The sequence below is a fragment of the Nocardioides deserti genome, assembly GCF_014266025.1.
In the GTDB taxonomy this organism is placed as follows: domain Bacteria; phylum Actinomycetota; class Actinomycetes; order Propionibacteriales; family Nocardioidaceae; genus Nocardioides; species Nocardioides deserti.
Map to the genome: position 1 here is coordinate 322821 of NZ_JACMYC010000002.1, position 24547 is coordinate 347367.

Annotated in this window: 21 protein-coding genes; 17 read left to right on the top strand and 4 right to left on the bottom strand. The window is 73.7% G+C overall.

Going from position 1 to position 24547, the window contains the following annotated elements:
- Positions 1-110 precede the first annotated feature (110 nt).
- Together H7344_RS04900 and H7344_RS04905 are read left to right on the top strand one after the other, a co-directional pair.
- Positions 111-842 (top strand): ABC transporter ATP-binding protein, encoded by a 732-nt coding sequence (locus H7344_RS04900; protein ID WP_268238545.1) that lies wholly within the window; start codon positions 111-113, stop codon positions 840-842.
- A complete protein-coding gene (locus tag H7344_RS04905) occupies positions 817-2349 on the top strand; it encodes a hypothetical protein (RefSeq protein WP_186344880.1) in 1533 nt (510 codons plus the stop codon). The genes H7344_RS04900 and H7344_RS04905 overlap by 26 nt, the downstream gene beginning before the upstream one ends.
- A gap of 147 nt (positions 2350-2496) precedes the next feature.
- On the opposite strand, the gene H7344_RS04910 is transcribed toward H7344_RS04905, so the two are convergent.
- Positions 2497-3009, bottom strand: a complete 513-nt coding sequence (locus H7344_RS04910) for a hypothetical protein (protein ID WP_188834880.1) — start codon at positions 3007-3009, stop codon at positions 2497-2499.
- Positions 3010-3076: 67 nt separating this feature from the next.
- Here H7344_RS04910 and H7344_RS04915 point away from each other — a divergent pair, with 67 nt between their 5' ends.
- From H7344_RS04915 to H7344_RS04930, 4 genes are read left to right on the top strand one after another with little or no spacing between them, the layout of a single operon-like run.
- Entirely contained in the window at positions 3077-4333 is a 1257-nt protein-coding gene (locus H7344_RS04915) for an acyl-CoA dehydrogenase family protein (protein WP_186344882.1), read from the top strand.
- Entirely contained in the window at positions 4330-5106 is a 777-nt protein-coding gene (locus H7344_RS04920; protein WP_186344883.1) for an SDR family NAD(P)-dependent oxidoreductase, read from the top strand. The genes H7344_RS04915 and H7344_RS04920 overlap by 4 nt, the downstream gene beginning before the upstream one ends.
- Positions 5103-6203 carry a phosphotransferase family protein gene (locus H7344_RS04925; protein WP_186344884.1) on the top strand — a complete coding sequence of 367 codons (1101 nt, stop codon included), beginning with the start codon at positions 5103-5105 and terminating at the stop codon, positions 6201-6203. The genes H7344_RS04920 and H7344_RS04925 overlap by 4 nt, the downstream gene beginning before the upstream one ends.
- Complete coding sequence (locus tag H7344_RS04930; RefSeq protein ID WP_186344885.1) at positions 6203-6883, top strand: histidine phosphatase family protein; 681 nt, start codon at positions 6203-6205, stop codon at positions 6881-6883. Before H7344_RS04925 ends, H7344_RS04930 begins: the two co-directional genes overlap by 1 nt.
- A 4-nt stretch (positions 6884-6887) precedes the next feature.
- On the opposite strand, the gene H7344_RS04935 is transcribed toward H7344_RS04930, so the two are convergent.
- Positions 6888-7646 (bottom strand): SDR family oxidoreductase, encoded by a 759-nt coding sequence (locus H7344_RS04935; RefSeq protein ID WP_186344886.1) that lies wholly within the window; start codon positions 7644-7646, stop codon positions 6888-6890.
- Between the two features lie 114 nt (positions 7647-7760).
- Here H7344_RS04935 and H7344_RS04940 point away from each other — a divergent pair, with 114 nt between their 5' ends.
- From H7344_RS04940 to H7344_RS04990, 11 genes are all read left to right on the top strand, one after another.
- Complete coding sequence (locus H7344_RS04940; protein WP_308423349.1) at positions 7761-8390, top strand: TetR/AcrR family transcriptional regulator; 630 nt, start codon at positions 7761-7763, stop codon at positions 8388-8390.
- A complete protein-coding gene (locus tag H7344_RS04945) occupies positions 8387-9193 on the top strand; it encodes a TIGR03084 family metal-binding protein (RefSeq protein ID WP_186344887.1) in 807 nt (268 codons plus the stop codon). The genes H7344_RS04940 and H7344_RS04945 overlap by 4 nt, the downstream gene beginning before the upstream one ends.
- On the top strand, positions 9186-10976 hold the full coding sequence (locus H7344_RS04950; protein ID WP_229707024.1) for an acyclic terpene utilization AtuA family protein: 1791 nt from the start codon (positions 9186-9188) through the stop codon (positions 10974-10976). Before H7344_RS04945 ends, H7344_RS04950 begins: the two co-directional genes overlap by 8 nt.
- Positions 10973-12145, top strand: a complete 1173-nt coding sequence (locus H7344_RS04955; RefSeq protein WP_229707025.1) for an acyl-CoA dehydrogenase family protein — start codon at positions 10973-10975, stop codon at positions 12143-12145. Before H7344_RS04950 ends, H7344_RS04955 begins: the two co-directional genes overlap by 4 nt.
- A gap of 32 nt (positions 12146-12177) precedes the next feature.
- Positions 12178-13731: an acyl-CoA carboxylase subunit beta gene (locus tag H7344_RS04960; protein ID WP_186345059.1), complete on the top strand. Its 1554-nt coding sequence runs from the start codon at positions 12178-12180 to the stop codon at positions 13729-13731.
- A gap of 5 nt (positions 13732-13736) precedes the next feature.
- Positions 13737-15659, top strand: a complete 1923-nt coding sequence (locus tag H7344_RS04965; RefSeq protein WP_186344888.1) for an acetyl/propionyl/methylcrotonyl-CoA carboxylase subunit alpha — start codon at positions 13737-13739, stop codon at positions 15657-15659.
- Positions 15656-16855, top strand: coding sequence for an acyl-CoA dehydrogenase family protein (locus H7344_RS04970; RefSeq protein ID WP_186344889.1), 1200 nt, complete (start codon positions 15656-15658; stop codon positions 16853-16855). Before H7344_RS04965 ends, H7344_RS04970 begins: the two co-directional genes overlap by 4 nt.
- 50 nt (positions 16856-16905) lie before the next feature.
- Positions 16906-17496, top strand: coding sequence for a hypothetical protein (locus tag H7344_RS04975; RefSeq protein WP_186344890.1), 591 nt, complete (start codon positions 16906-16908; stop codon positions 17494-17496).
- Positions 17493-17801: a hypothetical protein gene (locus tag H7344_RS04980; protein WP_186344891.1), complete on the top strand. Its 309-nt coding sequence runs from the start codon at positions 17493-17495 to the stop codon at positions 17799-17801. Before H7344_RS04975 ends, H7344_RS04980 begins: the two co-directional genes overlap by 4 nt.
- Positions 17798-19570: an alpha/beta hydrolase gene (locus H7344_RS04985; RefSeq protein WP_186344892.1), complete on the top strand. Its 1773-nt coding sequence runs from the start codon at positions 17798-17800 to the stop codon at positions 19568-19570. The genes H7344_RS04980 and H7344_RS04985 overlap by 4 nt, the downstream gene beginning before the upstream one ends.
- Positions 19571-19639: 69 nt before the next feature.
- Complete coding sequence (locus H7344_RS04990; RefSeq protein ID WP_186344893.1) at positions 19640-20092, top strand: hypothetical protein; 453 nt, start codon at positions 19640-19642, stop codon at positions 20090-20092.
- A gap of 20 nt (positions 20093-20112) precedes the next feature.
- On the opposite strand, the gene H7344_RS04995 is transcribed toward H7344_RS04990, so the two are convergent.
- Together H7344_RS04995 and H7344_RS05000 are read right to left on the bottom strand one after the other, a co-directional pair.
- The gene (locus H7344_RS04995) at positions 20113-20838 is read right to left on the bottom strand and encodes a TSUP family transporter (protein WP_186344894.1); all 726 of its coding nucleotides are present in this window, start codon (positions 20836-20838) and stop codon (positions 20113-20115) included.
- Positions 20839-20978: 140 nt separating this feature from the next.
- Positions 20979-24350, bottom strand: a complete 3372-nt coding sequence (locus H7344_RS05000; RefSeq protein ID WP_186344895.1) for a M14 family metallopeptidase — start codon at positions 24348-24350, stop codon at positions 20979-20981.
- Positions 24351-24547 lie beyond the last annotated feature (197 nt).

Sequence of the window (24547 nt, forward strand, 5' to 3'; positions counted from 1 at the left end):
GGGAGATCTGCCCCGAAATGTGCAGGACTCCCCTGAGATGTCGGAGGCGGCGGGCCGACCAGCGGGAGCGAACGGGGGACGCCCCACGCCGCAGCCGTGACAATGGGGGCGTGACCCTTCCCCCCGACGGCCACCCGGTGCAGGTGCGCGACCTGCACGTCCGCTTCGGCGAGGTCGAGGCGGTCACGGGGGTCGACCTGGTCGCCGAGGCCGGCCACGCCACCGCGCTGCTGGGCCGCAACGGCGCCGGCAAGTCGACGACCATGCGGGTGCTCGCCGGCGTCGTGCCGCCCACCTCGGGCAGCGTGACCGTCGCGGGCCACGACGTACGCCGTGAGCCGCTCGCCGTGAAGCGGGCGGTCGGCTACTGCCCCGACGTCGGCGGGCTCGTGCCGCGGGCGACGCCGTGGGAGCACCTCCAGCTCTCCGCGCGGCTGCGCCGACTGCACCGCACGGAGCCGGGCTGGGAGCAGCGCGCCCGCGACCTGCTCGAGCGCTTCGAGCTCGGCGACGTCGCGCACCGGGTGACGGCCGGCTTCTCCCACGGCATGGGCCGGCGGCTCTCGGTGGTGCTCGCCGTGCTGCACCAGCCCGAGGTGCTGCTCCTCGACGAGCCGTTCGACGGCGTCGACCCGATCGGGGTCGAGGCGACGATGGCCGCCATCGACGACGCCCGCGCCCGCGGCGCCTGCGTGCTGGTCTCCACCCACCTGCGCGAGCTCGCGGTCGAGGCGTGCAGCACCGTCACCGTGCTGCGCGGCGGCGCCCGGGTCGCCACGGCCAGCGCCACCGAGATGTCCGGCGAGGAGGGGGCACGTGCCTACCGCGGCCTCCTGGACTAGCGGCTGGACCGAGGCCCGGCGCGCGGTCGCCGACGTCGGCCACCTGGTCCGGTTCCGGACGGGGACGGTACGTCGCCGCGGCTCGGCCGCCTGGTTCGCGCTCGGCTTCGTGGCGCTGACGACCGCGGCGGCGGTCGTGCCGGCGTACACCCCCGGCGCCGGCGACGACGGCCGCGCCTTCGACCTGCTGCTCCTGCTGCCGACCGCGCTCGCCGGCTTCCTCGGGCTGGCGGTGGTCTCCGCGGTCGCCTCCGGCGGCGGCCGGGAGCTGCTCGACCGCGACCCCGGCGCGGTGCTGCCGGTCAGCCCGACCACCGACCACCTCGGCGCGCTGCTGCTCGCGCCGCTCAACATCGCCTGGCTGCTCCAGGCCTGGACGCTGCTCGGGACGACCGCCTACGCGCTCGGCCCCTCCGGGCTGGCCGCCGCCCAGGTGGTCGTCCTGCTGTGGCTCGCCGTGGCCACCGCGCTCGCCCAGGTCGTGGCGTGGACCTTCGAGGGCGTCCGACGCGGCAACCACGGCATCGCCGGCGTCCGGCTCGTCACCCTCGCCCTGCTCGGGCTGGCGCTGGGGCTGCAGATGGCCGATGCGCTGGTCACGGTGCTCGACCGGCTGCCGACCCGGCGGATCGTGCTCGGCATGCTCGGCGGCGTCTCCTGGACCTGGGGCGCGACGGTCGCGGCGCTGCTGGTCGCCCTCGTCCTGGCCGCCGCCCTCGGCGCCGTGCCCGCCCACATCGCCGCCCGGCGCACGCCGCGTGACGAGGCGCGCGTCGAGTCCGGGCGGTACGCCGCCCGTCGCCTGCCCGGCTCGGACCTGGCCGCCCTGGTGCGGACCGACCGCGGGTCGGTCTGGCGCGCGGTGCCGATGCGCCGCGGGATCGCCGTGCTGGCGATCGGCCCCGGCGCGGTGGCGCTGCTGGGCGACCTGCCCTGGTCGACGATGACGATCCTGCCCGGCCTGGTCGCCTCCGGCGGCGCGCTGCTGTTCGGCGTCAACGCCTGGTGCCTCGACGCGCGGGGCGGGCTGTGGCGCGAGAGCCTGCCGGTCGCGCCGGGGACGGTGTTCACGGCCCGGGCCTGGGTGCTCGCGGAGTTCCTGGTCGCCGCGTCGGCGGTGACGGTTCTGCTCGCAGCGGTGCGGGCCGGCGTGCCGTCGGCGGCGGAGCTGACCGCGCTGGTGTGCACGGTCGTCGTGGTGACCGTGCAGGTCGTGGGCGCCGGCATGCGCTGGTCGGCGCAGCGTCCCTACGCGGTCGACCTGCGGTCGGCGCGCGCCACGCCGGCGCCGCCGCTGACGATGGTCGGCTACTCGACCCGGCTCGCGGTCTCGACCACGCTCACCGGCCTGGTCTTCTCCGGCCTGGCGCGCGTCCCCGCGTGGGAGGTGTCGGTGCTGGTCGCCGTGCCGTTCGTCTGCTGGTCGCTAGCCCGGCTGGTCCGCGCGCGGGCGCGGTGGGTCGACCCGGTCGACCGGGCGCGGGTCGTCATGGCCGTCGCCGGCTGAGTCGCCAGGACCCTCGGCCCCGGCGCACACGATCGTTCAATTGCGCGGGAATGTCGGGTCTACGCGCGGGTAACGCGCAACAACCGCGCAATTGCGCGATTGTCGTCGCGCGCTCAGCCCGGATCCGCCCTCAGCCGGGATCCGCGCTCAGCCCGGGTTCGCCTCGGTCGAGCAGTCGGCCTGGGCCCGGGTGAGGGCGGCGACGTCGGGGGAGTCCCAGGTGCCGGTGAGCATGCCGACGACGGCCGAGCGGACGGTGTCGTCGTCGAGGTCCTCGCGCAGGCACGCGGCGTACTGCTCCCAGTCGACCTCGCCCTTGGTGAAGGCGACCTGGGCGCGGGCGGACTCGTCGATGAAGTCCATGCACGAGAACATCGCGTCCACCCACACCTCGGCCAGCTCCGGCTCGAGCTCGGGGGAGGTGGGGGCGACGGCGCCGTCGACGACGACGCCGGCCGCCTCGAGGTCGCGGAGGTCGACCCGGTCCAGCAGCTCGTCGGCGAAGCACTCGCCGTTGCGGGTGTCCTGCTCGCCGGGGTGGTCGCCCGCGTAGAGCGCCGCCAGTCCGGAGCGGACCTCCGGGTCGACCGAGGGCCCGCTGTCGCCGGACGGCCCGTCCTCGGAGGAGCCGCTGCACGCGGCGAGGAGCGGGACCAGCAAGGCGACGGGAAGAACTGTGCGCAGCACCCCGTGAGTGTCCCACCCGCTGCTGGTTAGGGTGCGCCGCATGGACTTCTCGCCGTCCCCACGGGCCGCCGACCTGACCGAGCGCGTCCGCGCCTTCCTTGCCGAGGAGGTGGAGCCGGTCGAGCCGCAGTACCACGCCGGCCTCGCCGCCGCCCGGGCCCGCGGGGAGTCCTGGACGCCGCTGCCGGTGCTGGAGGAGCTCAAGGCCAAGGCCCGCGAGCGCGGCCTGTGGAACCTCTTCCTGCCCAAGGAGCACGCCGGTGAGTACGCCGCGCGGTTCGGCACCGACGGCGGCGAGGGGCTGACGAACGTCGACTACGCGCCGATCGCCGAGCTCACCGGCCGGTCGGCGATCGCTCCGCTGGTGCTGAACTGCAACGCGCCCGACACCGGCAACATGGAGGTGCTGCTCCGCTACGGCAGCGAGCAGCAGCGCAAGGACTGGCTCGAGCCGCTCCTCGACGGGAAGATCCGGTCGGCGTTCACGATGACCGAGCCGTTCGTGGCCTCCTCCGACGCCACGAACATGGAGGCGACCGCGGTCGTCGACGGAGACGAGGTCGTCATCAACGGCCGCAAGTGGTGGTCGACGGGCGTCGGCCACCCGGACTGCAAGATCTTCGTCTTCATGGGGCTGACGGATCCCGACGCCGACCGGCACCGCCGGCACTCGATGGTCCTCGTCCCGCGCGACACCCCCGGGGTGAAGATCGAGCGGCTGCTCGACACGATGGGCATCCACGACGAGCCGCTCGGCCACGGCGAGGTGTCCTTCACCGACGTGCGCGTGCCGGTCTCCAACATCATCAGCGGGCCCGGCGAGGCGTTCGCGATCGCCCAGGGCCGCCTCGGCCCCGGCCGCGTCCACCACTGCATGCGGCTCATCGGCCTCGCGGAGCTCGCCCTCGAGATGGCCTGCAAGCGCGGCCTGGAGCGCACGGCGTTCGGCAAGCCGATCATCAACCTCGGCGGCAACCGCGAGCGGATCGCCGACGCGCGCATCGCCATCGACTCCGCCCGCCTGCTGGTGCTCAACACCGCCTGGAAGCTCGACGTGGGCGGCCCGATCAACGCGCTGTCGGAGGTCTCCCAGATCAAGGTGGCCGTCCCCAACATGGCCCAGCAGGTCATCGACATGGCCATGCAGATCCACGGAGGTGGCGGCCTCTCCAGCGACTTCCCCCTCGCCGCCGCCTGGACCGGCGCCCGCGCGCTGCGCCTCGCCGACGGGCCCGACGAGGTGCACCGCGGCGTCGTCGCTCGCCTCGAGCTCGGCAAGTACGGCGCCAAGCGATGACCGGCGCACGCGTACTGGTCACGGGCGCAGCCTCCGGCCTGGGCAAGGCGCTCACCGAGGCGTTCCGTGCCCGCGGCGACGCGGTCCTCGCGACCGACCTCGCCGAGGGGGCCGACCTCCGCCTCGACATCACGTCCGACGAGGACTGGGCGGCCGCGGTCGACCACGTCGAGCGGACCTGGGGCGGCCTCGACGTGCTGGTCAACAACGCCGGCGTCGCGGGCGGAGGGCGGCTCGACGTCGCCACGCTCGACGAGTGGCAGTGGATCACCGAGATCAACCTGTTCGGCGCCGTCCGGGGCACGCGGGCGTTCGTCCCGATGCTCAAGCGGCAGGGCTCCGGGCGGATCGTCAACGTCGCGTCGCTCGCCGGCCTGGTGCACCCGGGCGGGATGGCGTCGTACAACGCGGTCAAGGCGGCCGTCGTCGCGCTGACCGAGACCACCGGCCACGAGCTGGCGTCGTACGGCGTGACCGCGCACGTGGTCTGCCCGTCGTACTTCCGCACCAACCTGATGAGCTCCCTGCGGGGCAGCGACACCACGCTCGGCGCGGTGATGAGCAAGCTGGTCGACGAGTCGCCGACGAGCGCGGAGGAGGTGGCCGCGGCGGTGCTCGCGGGGATCGACCGCGGCGACGAGGTGATCCTGCCCGACCAGGCGGCGCGGGACGCCTACGCGCTCAAGGTGGGTGACCGGGCGACGTACGACGCGGTGATGCGCGCCCAGGCGGTCAAGCTCGACCGGATGGGACAGACGGGGGGCCAGGCATGAGCAGCACCGACAGCGGCAACCCGGCCAAGCCGGTCCGCGAGGAGGACGCCTTCGACGCGGCGGCCGTGAGCGCCTGGCTCGACGGACAGGGCGCGGGCGTCGGCCCGATCGACGAGGTCCGCCAGTTCAGCGGCGGCGCGTCGAACCTGACGTACCTCCTCGTCGCCGGCGACCGCGAGCTGATCCTGCGCCGCCCGCCGGCCGGCAAGAAGGCGGCCGGGGCGCACGACATGGGCCGCGAGTTCCGCATCCAGTCCGCGCTCGCGCCGGTCTTCCCGTACGTCGCCGGCATGGTCGGCCACTGCACCGACGAGGCGGTGATCGGCTCGGAGTTCTACGTGATGGAGAAAGTGCCGGGGCTGATCCTGCGCTCGGAGTTCCCCCGCGAGGTGAGCGCCGAGGAGGCCGACGCGCTGTGCGAGCGGGCGCTCGACGTGCTCGTCGCGCTGCACTCGGTCGACGTGCCGGCCGTGCCGGAGCTGGCGGCGCTCGGCCGCGGCGAGGGGTACGTCGGCCGGCAGGTGCGCGGCTGGGTCGGCCGCATGGCCGACGCGCGCACCGACGACACCGGCGACTGGTCCGACGTGGTGGCGTGGATCGAGGAGCACCAGCCCGCGGACGTGGCGCAGGTGCTGATCCACAACGACTTCCGCTTCGACAACCTCGTGCTCGACGACGACGACCAGCAGCTCGCGGTGCGCGCGGTGCTCGACTGGGAGATGGCCACCGTGGGCGACCCGCTCATGGACCTCTCCTCGACGCTGGCCTACTGGGTCGAGGCGGCGGACGACGAGCTGTTCCAGCTGTTCCGCCGGCAGCCGACCAACGCCCCCGGCATGTGGACCCGCGACCAGCTCGTCGAGCGCTACTGCGCGCGGATGGGCTACGAGATCACCGCCGACCAGCGGCTGTTCTACGAGGTCTTCGGCCTGTTCCGGCTCGCGGTCATCGCCCAGCAGATCTGGTACCGCTACGTGCACAAGCAGACCACCAACGAGTCGCACGCGGTGCTGGGCCAGGTGGTCGCCTACCTCGAGGCGCGCTGCCGCCGGCTGATCGCCGAGCACGGCTCGGGAACCCCGGGAAGCCCCGCCTGATGGGCGTCCTGCTGCTCGTCCGGCACGGCCAGGCGTCCTTCGGGTCCGACGACTACGACGTGCTGTCCGACACCGGTCAGGAGCAGGCACGGCTGCTCGGCAAGCACCTCGCCGGGCACGGCGTCACGCCCGACGTGGTGGTCCGCGGCGACATGCGCCGGCACCGCGAGACCGCCGACGGGATGCTCGAGGGCGGCGGCTGGGCCACGTCGGTCGAGATCGACCCCGGGTGGGACGAGTTCGACCACCTCGGCGTCGTCGCCGCCCACCCCGACCTCGTCGCCGCGACCGACGACCGGCGGGCGTTCCAGCGCGCCTTCGAGGAGGCGACCGCGCGCTGGGCCTCCGGCGCCGACGACGCGGCGTACCCCGAGCCGTGGTCGGGCTTCGTCGGCCGGGTCCGCGACGCGCTCGAGCGGGCGTGCGCGCAGGCCGGCCCCGGCGGGACCGCCGTGGTCGTCACCTCCGGCGGTCCGATCGCGGTCGCCGCCGCGGCGCTCGTCGACCCGCCGGTCGACGGGGGTGGCGACGCCGCTACGACCGCCCGCCTGTGGAGCCGCTTCAACACGGTCGTCGTGAACTCGTCGTACTCCCGTGTCGTCGTCGGCTCCACCGGCCCCCGCCTGCTCACCTTCAACGAGCACGCCCACCTCGATGGGGAGACGCTCACCTACCGCTGAGCGGTCACATCAGCTTCTTGAACACCCCGAGCGGCGCGTGCTTCATGACGACCGAGAGGGGCGCCCACGGCAGGCGCGGGACGCAGGCGGAGTCGACCTGCTTCTCGATCGCCTCGACCATCGCGCGGACGCCGACGTCGGTGGGGACCATCATCTTGGTCTTCTGGGCGACCTTCTCGTTCATCTCCGAGGCGATGTAGCCGGGGTAGAGCACGGTCACCTTGACCGTCTTCCCCAGCGGCTTGCCGTGCAGCTCGTTGCGGATGCCTTCGGCCAGGTAGGCCGCGCCGATCTTGGTGGCGGCGTATGTCGTCATCGTCTTCGGCATGCCTCGCATCGCCGACATCGAGGAGACCATCACCAGGTGGCCGGCCTGCTGGTCACGAAAGACCTCCATCGCGGCCTCGGTCTGGGTCAGCGCGCCGACGAAGTTCGTCACCGCCGTCTCGCGGTTGGCCGCCTGGCCGCCGGTGCCGAGCGGAGCGCCCTTGCCGAGGCCGGCGTTGACGACCACGCGGTCGAGCGATCCGAGGTCGCGACGGAACGCGCGGAAGGTCTCGAAGACGGCGTCCTCGTCCACCACGTCGAGGGTGCGGGTCTCGACGCGGCGCTCGGGGTGGGCGGCGAGGATCTCGGCCCTGAGCTCGGTCAGCCGCTCCTCGCGGCGGGCGCAGAGGGCGAGGTCGTTGCCGCGCGCGGCGAGCTGGCGGGCCATCTCCGCCCCGAGGCCGCTGGACGCGCCGGTGATGAGGGTCGTGGTCATGGTGCGAAGTCTGCCCTGCGGCCGTGCCACCTCGACCCTGCGGGCGCGCCACGCGGGCGGACAAACAAACAGTCAGGCTTGACTGTTTGTGGGGTTCGGGGTCATGCTGACGCCGTGACGACCCCTCCCGGCGCGACGCGTGTGAGCCAGGAGGAGCGGACCCGTACGATGCGGGCCCGGCTGCTCGAGGCGACGGTGGAGTGCCTGGTCGAGCGCGGCTTCAGCGGCACGTCGACGACGCTCGTCTCCGAGCGGGCCGGGGTGAGCCGCGGGGCGCAGCTGCACCACTTCCCGACCAAGAACGCGCTCGTCGTCGCCGCGGTCGAGCACCTCTCCGACGTGCGCCGCGACGAGCTCGACGCCGCCGCCGCGGCGCTGCCGACCGGCCGGCGGCGTACCCGTGCGGTCCTGCACATGCTCGGCGACCACTTCGCCTCGCCGCTCTTCGTCGCGGCGCTCGAGCTGTGGGTCGCCGCCCGCACCGATGAGGCGCTGTTGGAGGCCGTCGCGCCGCTGGAGCAGCGGATCGGCCGCGAGACCCACCGGCTGACCGTCGAGCTGCTCGGCGCGGACGAGTCGCGCCCGGGCGTGCGCGAGCTGGTCCAGGCGACCCTCGACCTGGTCCGCGGCCTCGGGCTCGCCGACACGATCACCGACGACGCCCGCCGGCGCCGCCGCATCCTCGACCAGTGGGCCGACACGCTCGACGCCGCGCTCGCCACCTCCGGGAAGGACGACAGATGACCCTGCTCGAGGACCTCCTCGCGGACCTGCGGGCCGAGGGCGACCAGCTGTACGCCGCCGTCTCGGGCCTCGACGCGGACGGCTGGGCCACGCCCACCCCCGCGCCGGGCTGGAGCGTGGCGACGCAGGTGGCGCACCTGGTGTGGACCGACGAGGTGGCCGTGCTGTCCGCCCGGTCCGCGGTCGGGGACGACGCGGGCGAGGACGCCTGGGACGAGCTGGTCCGCGGGGCCGCCGCCGACCCCGATGGCTTCGTCGACGCGGGCGCCCACGAGATCGCCGCGCTGGCGCCGCTGGCCCTCCTGGCCCGCTGGGGCACCGCGCGCGACGACCTGTCCCGCGCGCTGCGCGAGCTGCCGGCCGGCACGAAGCTGCCGTGGTTCGGCCCGCCCATGTCCGCCGCCTCGATGGCGACCGCGCGCTTCATGGAGACCTGGGCGCACTCCCTCGACGTCCACGAGGCGCTGGGTCGGGAGCCGGAGGTCACCGACCGGGTCCGCCACGTCGTCTTCCTAGGCGTCCGCACCCGCGACTTCTCCTTCGCCACGCGTGGCCTGACGCCGCCGACCGACGAGTTCCGCGTCCAGCTGACCGCCCCGAGCGGTGAGACCTGGGCGTTCGGCCCGGAGGACGCCACCCAGTCGGTGACCGGCTCCGCGCTCGACCTGGCCCGGCTGGTCACCCAGCGGGTCCACCGGTCCGACACCGACCTGGTCGCCGTCGGTCCCGACGCGGACCGCTGGCTGGACGTGGCCCAGTGCTTCGCCGGCCCTCCGGGAGAGGGGAGGCAGCCCCGTGGCTGACCCGACGAGCACCGGCACGAGCCCGCTGCGCATCGGCAACTGCTCCGGCTTCTACGGCGACCGGCTCTCCGCGATGCGCGAGATGCTCGAGGGCAGCCCCCACGACGGATCCGGGCTCGACGTGCTCACCGGCGACTACCTCGCCGAGCTGACCATGCTCATCCTCGGCAAGGACACGATGAAGGACCCGGGCCTCGGCTACGCGCGCACCTTCGTCCGCCAGCTCGAGGACTGCCTGGGCCTCGCGCTCGAGCGCGGTACCCGCATCGTCAGCAACGCCGGCGGCCTCAACCCGGCCGGCCTGGCCGACAAGGTCCGTGAGGTCGCCCGCGGTCTGGGCCTCGACGTCGCGGTCGCCCACGTCGAGGGCGACGACCTGCGCCCGCGCGCCGACGAGCTCGGCCTCGGTGGCGCGCTCACCGCGAACGCCTACCTCGGCGGCTTCGGCATCGCCGCCGCTCTCACGGCCGGCGCGGACGTCGTCGTCACCGGCCGGGTCACCGACGCCAGCCTGGTCGTCGGCCCGGCGGCGGCGCACCACGGCTGGACGCCGGACTCGTACGACGAGCTGGCCGGCGCCGTCGTCGCCGGTCACGTGCTCGAGTGCGGCACCCAGGCCACCGGCGGCAACTTCTCCGGCTTCCGCGAGCTCATCAGCAGCGGCCGGATGGACCCGACCAAGCCGCTCGGCTTCCCGCTGGCCGAGGTGGCCGCGGACGGCTCGAGCGTCATCACCAAGCACGCCGGCACCGGCGGCGCGGTCACGGTCGACACCGTCACCGCGCAGCTGGTCTACGAGATCCAGTCGACCCGCTACCTCGGCCCCGACGTGACCACCCACCTCGACACCGTCCGCCTCGAGGAGGTCGGCGCGGACCGGGTCGCGATCACCGGCGTCCGCGGGGAGGCGCCGCCCGAGCGGCTCAAGGTCTGCGTCAACGAGCTCGGCGGCTTCCGCAACACCGCGGAGTTCGTGCTGACCGGCCTCGACATCGACGCCAAGGCCGACTGGCTGCGCGAGCAGCTGGCTCCGGCGCTCACCGCGGAGTCGGTCACCTGGACCCGCACGGCGCTGCCGCCCGCCGACGCCGACACCGAGGAGGGCGCGTCCGCCCTGCTGCGGGTCACCGTCATGGACCCCGAGGCCGGCCCCGTCGGCAAGGCGTTCACCGGCCCCGCAGTCGAGCTCGCGCTGGCGTCGTACCCCGGCTTCACCATGACCGGCCCGCCCGCCGCCCCCACGCCGTACGGCGTCTACCGCCCGGAGTACGTCGACCGCGCGGCCGTCACCCACACGGTCGTCCACGCCGACGGCCGGCGCGAGGTCGTGCCCGACCCGCCGACGGCGCTCCCGGCCGCGGCCGAGGAGGCGGGCGACACCGGCCGGCGGCCCTCGCCGTACCCGGCGCCGCTGGACTCCCTGACCCGCCGGGCCCCGCTCGGCAGCTTCGTCCACGCCCGCTCGGGCGACAAGGGCGGCGACGCCAACCTCGGCCTGTGGGTCGGCCGGACCGGCGACACCGAGCTCGACGAGGCCCGCACCACCTGGCTCTCGAAGCTCATCACCCCGCGGAAGATCCGCGAGCTGGTGCCCGAGGCTGCCGACCTGCCGCCCGACGCGGTCCAGGTCTACCTGCTGCCGAACCTCGGCGCGGTCAACGTCGTCATCAAGGGCCTGCTCGGACGGGGGGTCGCCGCGTCGACCCGCTTCGACCCGCAGGCCAAGGGGCTCGGCGAGTGGGTCCGCTCGCGCGTCGTGCACGTCCAGGAAGGACTCTTGTGAGCCAGAACGCCCAGACCGACCAGGCCGACCACCGGCAGGCGCTGACCGAGCTGGGCGCGGAGTTCACCCGGCGCGAGATCGCCCCGCACCTCGCCGTGTGGGAGGCCGCACGGGAGGTCCCGCGCGAGCTGCACGTGAGCGCGGCCAAGCAGGGTCTGCTCGGCATCAGCTTCCCCGAGGAGCAGGGCGGCGAGGGCGGCGACCTGCTCGACACGATCGCGCTCCAGGAGGGCATGCTCTCCGCCGGCGCGTCCAGTGGCCTGCTCTCCGCGCTGTTCACCCACGGCATCGCGCTGCCGCACATCTCCGCGCACGGCTCGGCCGACCTCGTCGACCGCTACGTCCGCCCGACGCTGGCGGGCGAGAAGATCGGCTCGCTCGCCATCACCGAGCCCGGCGGCGGATCCGACGTCGGCAACCTGCGCACCACGGCCGTGCGTGACGGGGACGTCTACGTCGTCAACGGCTCCAAGACCTTCATCACCAGCGCCACCCGCGCGGACTTCGTGACCACCGCGGTCCGCACCGGCGGCAGTGCCGGCTCAGGGGGAGGCGCCGCGGGCGTCAGCCTGCTCGTCGTGGACACCGACACGCCCGGCTTCAGCGTGACCCGCAAGCTGGAGAAGATGGGCTGGCACTGCTCGGACACCGCGGAGCTGTCGTACGTCGACGTGCGGGTGCCGGTCGGCAACCTGGTCGGCGAGGAGAACGCCGGCTTCTGGTACATCGCCGAGCAGTTCGTCGTCGAGCGGATGGCCCTCGCCGTCCACGCCTACGGCATCGCCGCGCGGTCGCTGGCGCTGGCCAAGGAGCACTGCCAGCAGCGCGAGACCTTCGGCGAGCCGCTCATCAAGCGCCAGGTCGTGCGGCACAAGCTGGTCGAGATGCAGAGGCAGGTGTGGGTCGCGCGCTGCTACGTCATGGACACGGCTCGCAGGCATGTAGCAGGTGAGAACGTCATCGCCGAGGCGTGCCTGGCCAAGCAGACCGCGTGCGAGACCGCGACCTTCGTCTGCCACGAGGCCGTCCAGCTCTTCGGCGGGGCGGGGTACATGAACGGCACCGAGGTCGAGATGCACTACCGCGACGCGCGCCTGCTGCCCATCGGCGGCGGCGCCACCGAGGTGCTGACCGACCTCGCCGCCAAGCTCCTGGGCTACACCTCGTGAGCGGGACGGTCGTGGGAGCCAACCGGGAGGCGATGCTCGCCAAGCTCGCCGAGCTCGACGCCGAGCACGCGAAGGCGGTCGCCGGGGGCGGGGAGCGGTACGTCGAGCGCCACCACGCCCGCGGGAAGCTGATGCCGCGCGAGCGGATCGAGCTGCTCGTCGACGAGGGGTCGGCGTTCCTGGAGCTCTCACCGCTCGCGGGCTGGGGCTCGGACTTCGCGGTCGGCGCGAGCGTCGTCACCGGGATCGGGGTCGTCGAGGGCGTGGAGTGCCTGATCACCGCCAACGACCCCTCCGTCAAGGGCGGCGCCTCGAACCCGTGGACGCTGAAGAAGATCTTCCGCGCCAACCAGGTCGCGGAGGAGAACGGTCTGCCCACGATCTCCCTGGTCGAGTCAGGCGGCGCGGACCTGCCCACGCAGAAGGAGATCTTCATCCCGGGCGGCCGGCTCTTCCGCGACCTGACCCGCGCCAGCGCCCGCAAGGAGCCGACGATCGCACTGGTCTTCGGCAACTCCACCGCCGGCGGCGCCTACGTGCCGGGCATGTCCGACTACACCGTCATGGTCCGCGAGCAGGCCAAGGTGTTCCTCGGCGGCCCGCCGCTGGTGAAGATGGCCACCGGCGAGGAGTCGCACGACGAGTCGCTGGGCGGGGCGGAGATGCACGCCCGCACCTCCGGCCTGGCCGACTACCTCGCCGAGGACGAGCGCGACGCCATCCGGATCGGCCGACGCATCGTCGCGCGGCTCAACTGGCGCAAGGCCGCTGCGCCGGTCGAGCAGCCGTACGCCGAGCCCGACGCCGACCCGGACGGCCTGCTGGACCTGGTCCCGAGCGACCTCAAAGAGCCCTTCGACCCCCGCGAGGTCGTCGCCCGGGTCGTCGACGGGGTGAGCGCGACCAACACCGTGGCGTTCGACGAGTTCAAGCCGCTCTACGGCACCTCCTTGGTGACCGGCTGGGCGCGGATCCACGGCCGGCCGGTCGGCATCCTCGCCAACGCCCAGGGCGTGCTGTTCTCCGAGGAGGCGCAGAAGGCGACCCAGTTCGTCCAGCTCGCCAACCAGACCGACACCCCGCTGCTGTTCCTGCACAACACGACCGGCTACATGGTCGGCCAGGAGTACGAGCAGGGCGGGATCATCAAGCACGGCGCGATGATGATCAACGCGATCTCCAACTCGACCGTGCCGCACCTGAGCGTGGTGATGGGCGCGTCGTACGGCGCCGGCAACTACGGCATGAACGGCCGCGCCTTCGACCCGCGCTTCCTCTTCACCTGGCCGTCCGCGAAGTCCGCCGTCATGGGCCCCGCCCAGCTCGCCGGCGTGATGAGCATCGTCGCGCGGGCCGCGGCCGCGGCGAAGGGCCGGGACTACGACGAGGCCGGCGACGCCGCGATGCGGGAGTTCGTGGAGGCCTCCATCGAGGAGCAGAGCCTGCCGTTCTTCCTGTCCGGGATGGTCTACGACGACGGGGTCATCGATCCCCGCGACACCCGCACCGTGCTGGGCATCTGCCTGTCCGTCATCGAGAACAAGCCGATCGTCGGCACCGACCGCTTCGGCGTCTTCAGGATGTGACCGGGATGATCACCAGACTGCTCGTCGCCAACCGTGCCGAGATCGCCAGCCGGGTCTTCCGCACCTGCCGGGACCTCGGCATCGAGACCGTCGCGGTCCACTCCGACCCCGACGCGCACCTGCCCTACGTCCGGGAGGCGGACCTCGCGGTCCGCCTCCCCGGGGCCACCCCGGCCGAGACCTACCTGCGGATCGACCTGCTCCTCGACGCTGCGCGCCGCGCCGGCGCGGACGCGGTGCACCCCGGCTACGGCTTCCTGTCGGAGAACGCCGACTTCGCTCGCGCCGTGCTCGACGCCGGCCTGGTCTGGGTCGGACCCAGCCCGGAGTCGATCGAGGCGATGGGGTCGAAGATCGGCGCCAAGGCGATCATGCGCGAGGCGGGCGTACCGGTCCTGGAAGCGCCCGAGCAGCCCACCGAGGCCGACCTCCCGCTGCTGGTCAAGGCGTCCGCCGGCGGTGGCGGTCGCGGCATGCGCGTCGTGCGCACGCTCGCCGACCTGGACACCGAGGTCGCCCGAGCCCGGGAGGAGGCGGCGTCGGCCTTCGGCGACGGCACGGTGTTCGTCGAGCCGTACGTCGAGCGCGGCCGCCACGTCGAGGTGCAGCTGGTCGACGCCGTGGTCCACGGCGACCGGGACTGCTCGGTGCAGCGCCGCCACCAGAAGGTCGTCGAGGAGTCGCCGGCCCCCGGGCTCTCGGACGAGGTCCGGGCGGCCATGCACGAGGCGGCCCGCGCGGCCGCGGAGGCGATCGACTACCGCGGCGCCGGCACGGTGGAGTTCCTCTACGACCCGGCCACCGAACGGTTCTGGTTCCTGGAGATGAACACCCGGCTCCAGGTCGAGCACCCCGTCACCGAGCTCGTCCACGGCGTCGACCTGGTCGGGCTGCAGCTGCGCTCGGCCGAGGCAGGTCTCGAGACAGGCGCTCCGCAACCTCCTCGACCAGCGGAGGGGCACGCGATCGAGGTCCGCCTCTACGCGGAGGACCCGGCGGCCGACTACCAGCCGCAGAGCGGCGTGCTGACGACCTTCGAGGTCCCGGCGGCGCCGGGCATCCGGGTCGACGCCGGCTTCGAGTCCGGCTCGGAGGTCTCCACCCACTACGACGCGATGCTCGCCAAGGTCGTCGCCCACGCCCCGACCCGCGAGCAGGCCGCCCGCACGCTCGCCGGCGTGCTCTCCCGCACCCGCATCCACGGGCTGGTGACCAACCGCGACCTGCTGGTCGAGGTGCTGCGCTCGCCGGACTTCCTGGCGGGGGACCTCAGCACCGCCTTCCTCGGTCGTGTGCCCGCGGACGCGCCGCAGCGCGTCCCCGGACACACGACCTCTGCGGCGGTCGCCGCGGCCCTCGCCCTGGCCGAGCGGGCCGGTGCCGCGCGCACCGTCCAGCGCGGGATCCCGGTCGGCTGGCGCAACGTCGTCAGCCAGCCGCAGCGCACCGAGCTGGCCGAGCGCGACGGCGAGGTCACCACGGTGGAGTGGCTGGGCACGCGCGACGGGTACGTCGTGGACGGGTACGCCGTGGTCGTGGCCGGCCCGGAGCGGGTCACGCTCGAGCGGGACGGCGTGCGCACGACGTACGACGTCGTGGTCAGCGGCCAGCACGGCGCCGAGGCCGTCGACGTCGACTCGCCGCGCGGGCACGTGCGGTTCACGCGCGTGCCGCGGTTCGTCGACCCGGCCGACCAGGTCGCGAGCGGCAGCCTGCTCGCGCCGATGCCGGGCACCGTCGTCCGGGTCGCGGTCGAGCAGGGGCAGCAGGTCGAGGCCGGGCAGCCGGTCCTCGTCCTGGAGGCGATGAAGATGCAGCACACCGTGGCGGCGCCGACCGCCGGCACGGTCACCGAGCTCCCGGTCACCACCGGGCAGCAGGTCGCAGCCGGCGAGGTGCTCGCCGTCGTCGAGGAGGAGCAGTCATGACCGGGACCACCGCCCCCACCACCAGCATCGCGTTCACCGAGTCCGAGGAGCGCCAGGAGCTGCGCAAGGCGGTCTTCGCGCTCGCCTCGAAGTACGGCCACGAGTACGTCGCCGAGAAGGCCCGCACCGGAGGCAAGACCACCGAGCTGTGGGAGGACATGGGCAGGCACGGCTTCCTCGGCGTCAACATCGCCGAGGAGCACGGCGGCGGGGGCGGCGGCATCGGCGACCTGGCCGCGGTGCTCGAGGAGGCCGCGGCCGCCGGCGCGCCGATGCTGATGATGGTCGTCTCGCAGGCGATCTGCGGCTCGGTCATCGGCCGCTTCGGCACCGACGAGCAGAAGAAGCGCTGGCTGCCCGCCATCGCCTCCGGCGACTACACGATGGCGTTCGCGATCACCGAGGCCGACGCCGGCTCCAACTCCCACAACATCACCACCACCGCCACCAAGGACGCTCAGTCGTCGAGGGGCGAGTGGGTGCTGAAGGGCCAGAAGACCTGGATCTCCGGCGTCGACGAGGCGCAGGGCATCCTCGTGGTCAGCCGGGCCGCGGACGCCAAGACCGGCAAGCTCAAGCCCTGCCTGTTCGTCGTCCCGACCGACGCGCCGGGGCTCGAGAAGCAGCCGCTGGAGATGACGTTCGACGCCCCGGAGAAGCAGTGGACGCTGTTCTTCGACGACGTCCGGCTCCCCGCCGACGCGCTCGTCGGCGACGAGGACGCCGGCCTGCTGCAGCTGTTCGCCGGGCTCAACCCCGAGCGGATCATGGGCGCGGCGTACTCCAACGGCATGTCGCGCTTCGCGCTCGCCAAGGCCGTCGAGTACGCCAAGACCCGCACGGTCTGGAAGGCTCCCATCGGCACCCACCAGGGCATCGCGCACCCGCTGGCGAAGGTCAAGATCGAGCTCGAGCAGTCCCGCCTGCTCCAGCAGAAGGCCGCCGCGCTCTACGACGCCGGCGACGACATGGGCGCCGGCGAGTACGCCAACATGGCCAAGTACGCCGCCGGCGAGGTCGCCTGCAACGCCACCGACGTCGCCGTCCACACCCACGGCGGCTCCGGCCTCACCCGCGAGCTGGGCCTGGCCAACATGCTCGTCGCCGCCCGCCTCGGCCGGATCGCGCCCGTCAGCCGGGAGATGATCCTCAACTTCGTGGCCATGCACTCCCTGGGCCTGCCCAAGTCCTACTGAGCGGCCCCGCCGCTGGTGTGGGCGCAGGCCGGGAGGGGTAGGCCAGGACCATGCCCGAACCGACCGGACGACCGTTCTCCACCGGTGAGGAGGCGGTCGCGCGCGTGGCGGCGGACCCGTTCTGGTCCGTGGTCCGGCGCCGCCACCCCGATCTCGGCGTCGTCGTCCTGCCGCCCACCGCGGCGGCCAGGCCGACCGAGGACGAGGTGGCGGCGCTGCCCGAGGTCGACCCGTCCGAGGAGACCGCGCGGGTCGAGTCGCTCGCAGTGGACCTCTGGACGGTGCTGGTCGGAGACGAGCCCGGCGAGGTCGCCACCCGCCGGACGGCCGGACGCGCCCGCGGCACCGTTCGGGTCGAGACGACCGTGCGGCTGGCCGGGATCGACCCGACCGGGGGCGTCGCCGTGGTCAGCCGGGCCGAGGACACGCTGGTCCGCGACGGCTGGCACGTCCTGGCTCCGCCGGACGGCATGCCCCGCGTGCTCGCCGGCCGCGGCGAGGGCGTGGCGCGCGAGGAGCTCCAGCTGGTGCTGGCACCGGTCGAGGGCCACCTGGTGCTGAGGCACCGGGCAGGCGACGTACGCCTGGTCGAGGACACGGGCGGGACCGACGGCACCGGCGTCGAGGGAGCCCCGGCATGAGCAACCTCGGCATCGAGTACAACCAGGTCGAGAAGGCCGCTGAGCGGTGGGACGAGCTCGCCGGCCTGATGACCGACACCGAGCGCGACCTCGCCGACGCGAGCACGGCCGGGCTGGCGCCGAGCGTGCGGGCCGCGGCGACGGCGTTCCTGGCGGCCTGGTCGGGCTACGCCGGGGAGAGCTCGGACATCGCGACCGGCTTCGGGGAGGCGATGCGGGCGCGCGTCACCGACTACCAGGGGACCGACCAGGGCTCGCGCGACGACCTGACCGATCTCGACGGGCGACTGGGACCGGCGCGATGAGCGTCGTCATCGAGGTCCCGCCGTCGCAGCCCGACCGGATCATCGAGCCGGAGGGAGACCCCGCCGCTGCGGACACGTTGGCGACGACGCTCTACACCGCCGCCGGGCGCTACGAGGAGGTCGCCGACACCGCGGCAGAGGTCTGGTGGGTCACGGGGTGGACCGGGGACGCGGCGGACGCCTACGGCGAGGCCACGAAGAGCGCCGGCGACGAGCACGCCGCGATGGCGACGACGGTCCAGCGCGTCGGGCGGGCGGTGACGGCGTACGCCGACACCCTCCGCGACCTGTCGCGCACCTACGAGGAGCTGGTGGACCGCAAGGTGTCGCTCGACGGCCGGCGGACGGCGCTCGTCGCCGACATCAACGCCGTCACCGAGGCGACGCCCGAGGTGGTCGCGGCGCTGCGGGCGCGGGCGAGCGAGCTGCGGGGCGACTACGCCGAGCTCGTCACCGACCACGACGACCTCCAGCGGCGGGTGCGCGAGGCCGAGACGCTGCTGCGGCAGGCGTTCGAGGCGGGCACCTCGTTGGACGAGGCGCTCGCGGACGACGGCGGCGTCCCCCAGGTGGCTCGGGACGTGATGGACCGGCCGGGGGCTCCTGGATCGGGAGCGAGCCCGGAGCAGGTCCGGGACTGGTGGGAGGGCCTGAGCGAGGCCGAGCGCGAGGCCGTCGTCACGGCGTACCCCGAGCGGATCGGCGCCGCCGACGGCCTCCCCGCCTCGGTCCGCGACGACGCCAACCGGGTCGTGCTCGACGACGACCTCGCGACCCTCGGGTCCAAGCGCGACGACGGCACGCTCTCGCCCACCGAGGAGCGGGTGCTCGCCAACGCCGAGCAGGCGAGGCAGGCGCTGGAGGACGCCGACACCTTCGAGGACCCGATCACGGGCGAGCGGCCGGGCGGCCTGCTGCACCTCTACGACCCCGGCGCCTTCGACGGCGACGGCCGCGTCGCGATCGGGGTCGGCGACCTTGACACCGCCGACGACGTCGCGGTCCTCACCCCCGGCATCACCACGACGATGGACGACACCACCAGCTACACCGGGCAGATGATCAACCTCTACGAGGCGACGCGCTACAACGGCGACGGGTCGAGCGTCGCGACGTTGTTCTGGCTCGGGTACGACGCGCCCGACGCGTTCTACGACCCCGCCACTGCCACCGAGGGCCGGGCGGAGGACGGCGGGCGCCGGCTCGCGGACATGGTGGACGGGCTGCGCGCCTCCCGCCCCGACGACCCGGCGCACCTGACCGCGATCGGGCACAGCTACGGCTCGACGACCACGTCGTACGCCGCCGGCGACTTCGACCTGCGCGCCGACGACGTCGTGCTGATCGGCAGCCCGGGCGCGGGCCCGGCCGACCACGCGGACGACTTCAGCGTCGGGGCGGACAACGTCTACGTCGGGCGCGACAGCCGCGACATCGTCGCGGTGCTCGGCGACGAGGGCTGGGTCGGCAAGGGCCCGGTCGGTCTCGGCACGGACCCGTCCTCCGACGGCTTCGGTGCGACCCGCTTCGAGGCCGAGGACGTCGAGCGCGCGCCGATCCGCAACTGGGACGACGGCCACAGCTCCTACCTGCACCACGACAGCGAGTCGCTCTACAACATCGGGCTGATCGTCGACGGGCACGGGGACCAGGTGAACGTCGCCGAGCACAGCTACGACCCGTGGTACGACTTCGCGCGCGACCCCGAGTGGGACCGCGAGCCCAGCAGCGGGGTCGAGGGCGAGTCGCGCACGAGGGACCGGGGCTGACCCGTGGTGCGCGCGAGACTGGCAGCCCCCATCCTGGCCCTGGCCCTGACGGCCCTCCTGGGAGTGACGATGAGCGCATGCGGTGACCCGAAGGTGTCCCCCGAGGAGGGGGCGGAGGCCACCACGGCCTCCCGAGCGGTCGTCGAGGACGCCGTGCGCTCGCTCGCCGACGTCGCGGAGGGCGTCGGTCTCGACCTGCGTCCGCTGAGCGGCGGGTGGTCGGTCTGCACCGCTGAGCCGCCGTCGCTGGAGTACTCCGCCGGGGGATCGGCGAAGCCCCCCGGCACCACGACGGAGGCGATCGCCGCGCTCACCGAGGCGCTCGAGACCGAGGGCTGGACGGTGGAGAACGCCGGCACCGAGCCCCGGCCCTACGCGGTGCTGGTCCGCGACGACCTCCGCGCCAGCCTGGGCGAGTCCCGCCGCCATCCCGGCGAGGTGGACGCCGGCGTCGGCGGTCCGTGCGTCGACACCACCAACGAGCAGGACGCCCTGCTCGGCGAGACGTACGACGTGTCCTGACGCAGCGCCCCGCCGGGAGGTCAGAGAGCGACCGTCAGGCCGGAGGCGACCGCCCCGGCCACGAGCCCGACCAGGACGACCGGGCGGAACCGTGCCTCGGGGATCCGGGCGAACACCGCGTCCCCGACCCGCCAGCCCACCGGGCAGGCGAGCGCGCCGGCCGCGGCCAGGACGCACAGCTCCAGGTCCACCCGCCCCACGGCGAGCAGCGCTCCGACCGCGACCAGCTCCTGGCACCAGAAGGTGACCTGCAGGGTCGCGCGCGTGCGCAGCGGGCCGAGGGTCGTCGACTGCAGCAGCAGGACGAGCGGCGGGCCGTTGAGCCCGGTCGAGGTGAGCATCGCGCCGCTGACCGCTCCGGCCCCCCACTGCGCGCCCGGGCCGGCCGGGAGCCGGACCCGGAGCGCCAGCAGCGCCGCGAGCAGGCAGACGACGGCGCAGATGAGCAGGCGCAGCACGGCCTCGTCGGCACGCAGCAGCAGGACCAGCCCGAGCGGCATGCCGAGCAGGCCGCCGAGGACCATCCGCGACGCCGGGGCGACCGCGACGTGCGCCCGTTCGCGCGCCCCGGAGACCGTCGTCAGGGCCAGCCCCACCAGCGTGGCGACGACGACCGCGCGGACCGGGTCGGTCACCGCGGCCAGGGCCGGCACGGCGACCAGGGCGAAGCCGAACCCGGTGACCGCCTGCGCCGCCGCGGCCACGAAGCAGACGACAGCGGTCCAGACGAGGACGTCGGCGCTCATCAGGGGACCGGCGGCGATTCGGGCATGCAGGCACCCTGGGGGTGGGGGTCGACGGCCCGGGCGTCCGGTCCCGCTCAACGACACGGCACGAGGGCCGGCACCCGCAACGGGCGCCGGCCCTCGGCCTCGGTCCTTCTGCCTCAGCGGACCCGGAGGACCACCTTGTCCTTGCTGCCGGCGACCAGGCTCGAGCCGGCGAGCTTCGCCAGCAGCGCGTGCTTGCCCCGGGCGAGGCGGATGCTCACGACCTTGCGGCCCTCATCGGCGGCGGTGAAGCGGACGGTGCGCCGGGGGACGCCGAAGTCCTTCAGGACGACGGTGCCGGTCCTGGCCAGGCCGGGGACCCGCAGCACGAGCCGCAGCCGGACCGTTGCCTTGCCGTTCCTGACCTGTCCGACCTCCAGGGTCGAGAGGTCGACGGTCGAGGCGGCCTTGCGGACCACCAGGCGCACGGTGTCGCTCGAGGCGGCGAAGGTCTCCTCGGCAGGGGTGAAGGTCGCGACCGCGGTGGTCACCCCGGGGCGCAGGCCGGGGACCTGCAGGGTGGCCCGTCCGCCGGAGGTGGTGGCGCTGGCGACCACTTCGCCGGCCACCAGCAGGTCGACGGTGCCCTCGGCGGTGCCCTCGTCCGCGGCGACGTTGACCGTCACGGTGGGCGAGGTCGGGTAGGCGACCGGCGCGACCGGGGAGACCGTCAGGCTGGTCGCCACGGGCTCCGGCTCGGGGGTCGGGTCGGTCGGGGTCGGGTCGGTGGGAGTCGGGTTGGTGGGAGTCGGGTCGGTGGGGACCGGGTCCGTCGGGGTGGGGTCCGTCGGGGCCGGTTCGGGTGCGACGAGCTCCTCACCGGCCGGGCCGGCCCAGAGCAGGGCGCGACCGGCCTGGCTCAGGCCTCCCTTCGGGTGGGTGCGGAAGAACACCGAGGTACCGAAGACGAGCGCCTTCGCGCCGGTCGTCGGGTGCTCCGAGGCGACCACCGAGGCCTTGCCGGCGGCCACCTCGGGACCGTTGGTGCTCGTGGTCCCGCGCCAGTGCCCGGCGAGGAAGGGCTTGGTCGCGTCGTAGCTCTGCACGACCTGGGTCCCCGGGCCGAGGTCACTGAAGGAGTAGGCGGGGTAGACGAACGAGGTGTCCGGCGCGTACGGCTCCAGCACGGAGCCCGCGGGCGTGTCGACGTCGACGATGCCGTTGCCGGAGCCGTTGCCGTTGGTGACGGTGCCGCTGAGCAGGCCGAAGGACGCCGCGGCGTTGAACGCTTGGTTGGTCCGCCCGAGCAGAGCACCGCCGCCGGCGAGGAACGCCTCCACCGCGGTGCGTGCCGCCGAGCCGGCCGCCGGGTTGAACGACGAGCCGACCCAGAGCACGTCGACGGGGTCGAGCGCGCCCGGTGTGGCGTTGAGGGTGTTCACCGAGAGCGGCGTCAGGTCGTCGAAGCCGAGCTCCTCGAGCGACAGCCGGTCGTCCTGGGTGCCGACGTAGCCGATGGTGAGGTCGGTCAGCGGCTTGGTGGCCTCGTCGTCCAGGGCCGCCAGGTCGTCGGCGGACGCGTTCTCCATCTCGACGTCGAACCGCCGTGCTGCCGCCAACGCGGCGGAACGTGCCGCGCCGTCGACGACCACCGACCCGTCCTCGAGCATCGAGACCTTGACGCCGTCCTCCAGGAGGGCGTTGAGCGCCCGGTAGTCCGGCACGCCGGCGACGTCGAAGCTCAGGAAGCCGCCGGTCGCCGCCGGCACCTCCACCTCGGGAGCCTGCGAGAGCCGCACCACCGCCCCGATGGGTGCGTCGGTGACGAGGCCGACCTTGTCGACGCTGGCGCCCCAGAGGTAGCCGAGGCTCCAGGCGGAGATGTCGTACATCGACGGGACCCTGGCCGAGATGTCCTCACCCAGGTCCAGGAAAGCGTTCGCGAGGCCGCGCAGCGGCTGGTGCATGTCGACGACGTAGGAGCCGCGGGGATAGGTCGTCCCACCCACGGTGGTGGTGGCAGCCAGCTGCCCGACCTCGATGTCGTGGTCGAGCAGGTGCTGCACCAGCCGGTGGGCGTCGCTGGAGGACCGCTGGGCGTCGCCCACGGGGATCATGTAGGCGCGGGGCAGTGTCACAGGCTCCTGGTTGTCCGCGACGTCCCACAGTGCGCGCCACTGCGTCGGCCCGGGCACCGAGGCGACGTCGTCCACGGTGAGGTTCTTCTTGGGCTCGCCGGCCACGCCCCGGCGGAACGCCTCGATCTGGTTGCGGATCATGTCGCGGGCGTTGGTCGCGACGTTCATGTAGCCGACGATGCTGCGCATCGTCTCGTAGGCCACCTCGGTGTTGACCGCCGCACGCGCGGGCGTCTGGCGACCGCCGGCGGCACCGCGGGTCAGCGGCAGCTCCACCGTCGCGGCGGCCGCACCGTAGAACGCGGCGTACTGCGCGGTGAAGACCGGCGGGAAGTCGTCCCAGCCGTCCGGGGTGTCGCGGTAGGGGATCTTGATGTGCGCGGTGTTCGGCCCGGTGTTGGCGGGGACGACCCGCCCGGTGGTGGTGTCCAGGTAGGTGTTGCCCGGGATGGCTGCGTCGACGACGTCCTTCTCGACCTTCAGCGCCAGCGCGTAGTTGTGGGGCATCGTCAGGTCGTACTCGTAGTTCGAGCCGTGCGGCGGCCCGCAGGGCTCCATCTGCAGCACGTTGGTGTAGCCGTGGAAGTCCGCGGCGTAGATGGGCTGGATCGCCTGGGCGGTCCGGACGAACGAGCGGGTCTCCGGCGTCGTGTTGGTGATGATGTCGCGGTTCGGGTCGAGCCCCAGCGCGGTCGCGCGGGTCGCGTTGGTCCGGCCGTCGGGGTTCAGTGACGGGGAGAAGTAGATCCGGTTGTTCGCGAGGATGCTGCGCACCTCGCTGAGCGGAGCGGTCGCGAGGTACTCGATGTACTGCATCGCCGCATCGGTGCCCTCCCACTCGTTGCCGTGGATGTTGTTGCTGATCCACACCGGGGTCTTGTAGCCGGCGACGAGCTCCTCGTCGGTCGCCGCGGACGCCGGGTCGTTCTTGATCCGGTCCTTCCACGCGGCCTGCTGTGCCGTCTCGGCCTCGGTCTCCGGCGCCGTGAGCGTCACCAGGTACAGGTCGCGGCCCTCGGTCGACTGACCCACGACCTGCGCCGAGATGCGGTCGCTGGCCGCCATCAGGTCCATCAGCCGCGGCGCGAGGTCCGGGTGGCCGAGCAGCGCCGCGGTGTGGGCGGCGTCGTCGGCGTTGGGCCGGTAGATCCGCAGCTCGGGCTGGTAGGGGTAGGCCGTCGGCATGACGATCGGCGACCCGGAGACGGGCGCCGCCGCGGCCGCCCGCGCGACCTTGGCCCGCTCGACCGGGTCCGTCGACCTGGCCGTGGCCGGCCCGCGGCCGGGGTCGACGCTCGGCGCTGCGGACGGCGGCGCTGCCATCGCCGGCGGCGCGCTCACGCCTAGGACCAGCGAGGAGGCGCTCAGGGCGAGACCGGTCACGCCGGTGAGGGCGCGTAGCTTCTTCACGAGGACTCGTTTCTATCGGCTTGGCTGACGCCGACCACCTGTGCGTCGGCGGTCGCCAGGTTGTCTGACAATCGCCGACCGGGTCCCGATGTAACGGGTCGTTTACCGGATCGACCCCGGGCGCGTTCCGCCGGAGCGCGCTGGTCCAGACCGGTCCGCGCCCGGGCCGGCTGGATCCCCTCGGCTCGCCCGGGGCC

Coding starts and splice junctions, on each gene's coding strand:
- H7344_RS04915 (WP_186344882.1), top strand. CDS start 3,077: ATGGACTTCTCGCCGTCCCCACGGGCCGCCGACCTGACCGAGCGCGTC.
- H7344_RS04920 (WP_186344883.1), top strand. CDS start 4,330: ATGACCGGCGCACGCGTACTGGTCACGGGCGCAGCCTCCGGCCTGGGC.
- H7344_RS04925 (WP_186344884.1), top strand. CDS start 5,103: ATGAGCAGCACCGACAGCGGCAACCCGGCCAAGCCGGTCCGCGAGGAG.
- H7344_RS04930 (WP_186344885.1), top strand. CDS start 6,203: ATGGGCGTCCTGCTGCTCGTCCGGCACGGCCAGGCGTCCTTCGGGTCC.
- H7344_RS04935 (WP_186344886.1), bottom strand. CDS start 7,646: ATGACCACGACCCTCATCACCGGCGCGTCCAGCGGCCTCGGGGCGGAG.
- H7344_RS04945 (WP_186344887.1), top strand. CDS start 8,387: ATGACCCTGCTCGAGGACCTCCTCGCGGACCTGCGGGCCGAGGGCGAC.
- H7344_RS04960 (WP_186345059.1), top strand. CDS start 12,178: ATGCTCGCCAAGCTCGCCGAGCTCGACGCCGAGCACGCGAAGGCGGTC.
- H7344_RS04965 (WP_186344888.1), top strand. CDS start 13,737: ATGATCACCAGACTGCTCGTCGCCAACCGTGCCGAGATCGCCAGCCGG.
- H7344_RS04970 (WP_186344889.1), top strand. CDS start 15,656: ATGACCGGGACCACCGCCCCCACCACCAGCATCGCGTTCACCGAGTCC.
- H7344_RS04975 (WP_186344890.1), top strand. CDS start 16,906: ATGCCCGAACCGACCGGACGACCGTTCTCCACCGGTGAGGAGGCGGTC.
- H7344_RS04980 (WP_186344891.1), top strand. CDS start 17,493: ATGAGCAACCTCGGCATCGAGTACAACCAGGTCGAGAAGGCCGCTGAG.
- H7344_RS04985 (WP_186344892.1), top strand. CDS start 17,798: ATGAGCGTCGTCATCGAGGTCCCGCCGTCGCAGCCCGACCGGATCATC.
- H7344_RS04990 (WP_186344893.1), top strand. CDS start 19,640: ATGAGCGCATGCGGTGACCCGAAGGTGTCCCCCGAGGAGGGGGCGGAG.
- H7344_RS04995 (WP_186344894.1), bottom strand. CDS start 20,838: ATGAGCGCCGACGTCCTCGTCTGGACCGCTGTCGTCTGCTTCGTGGCC.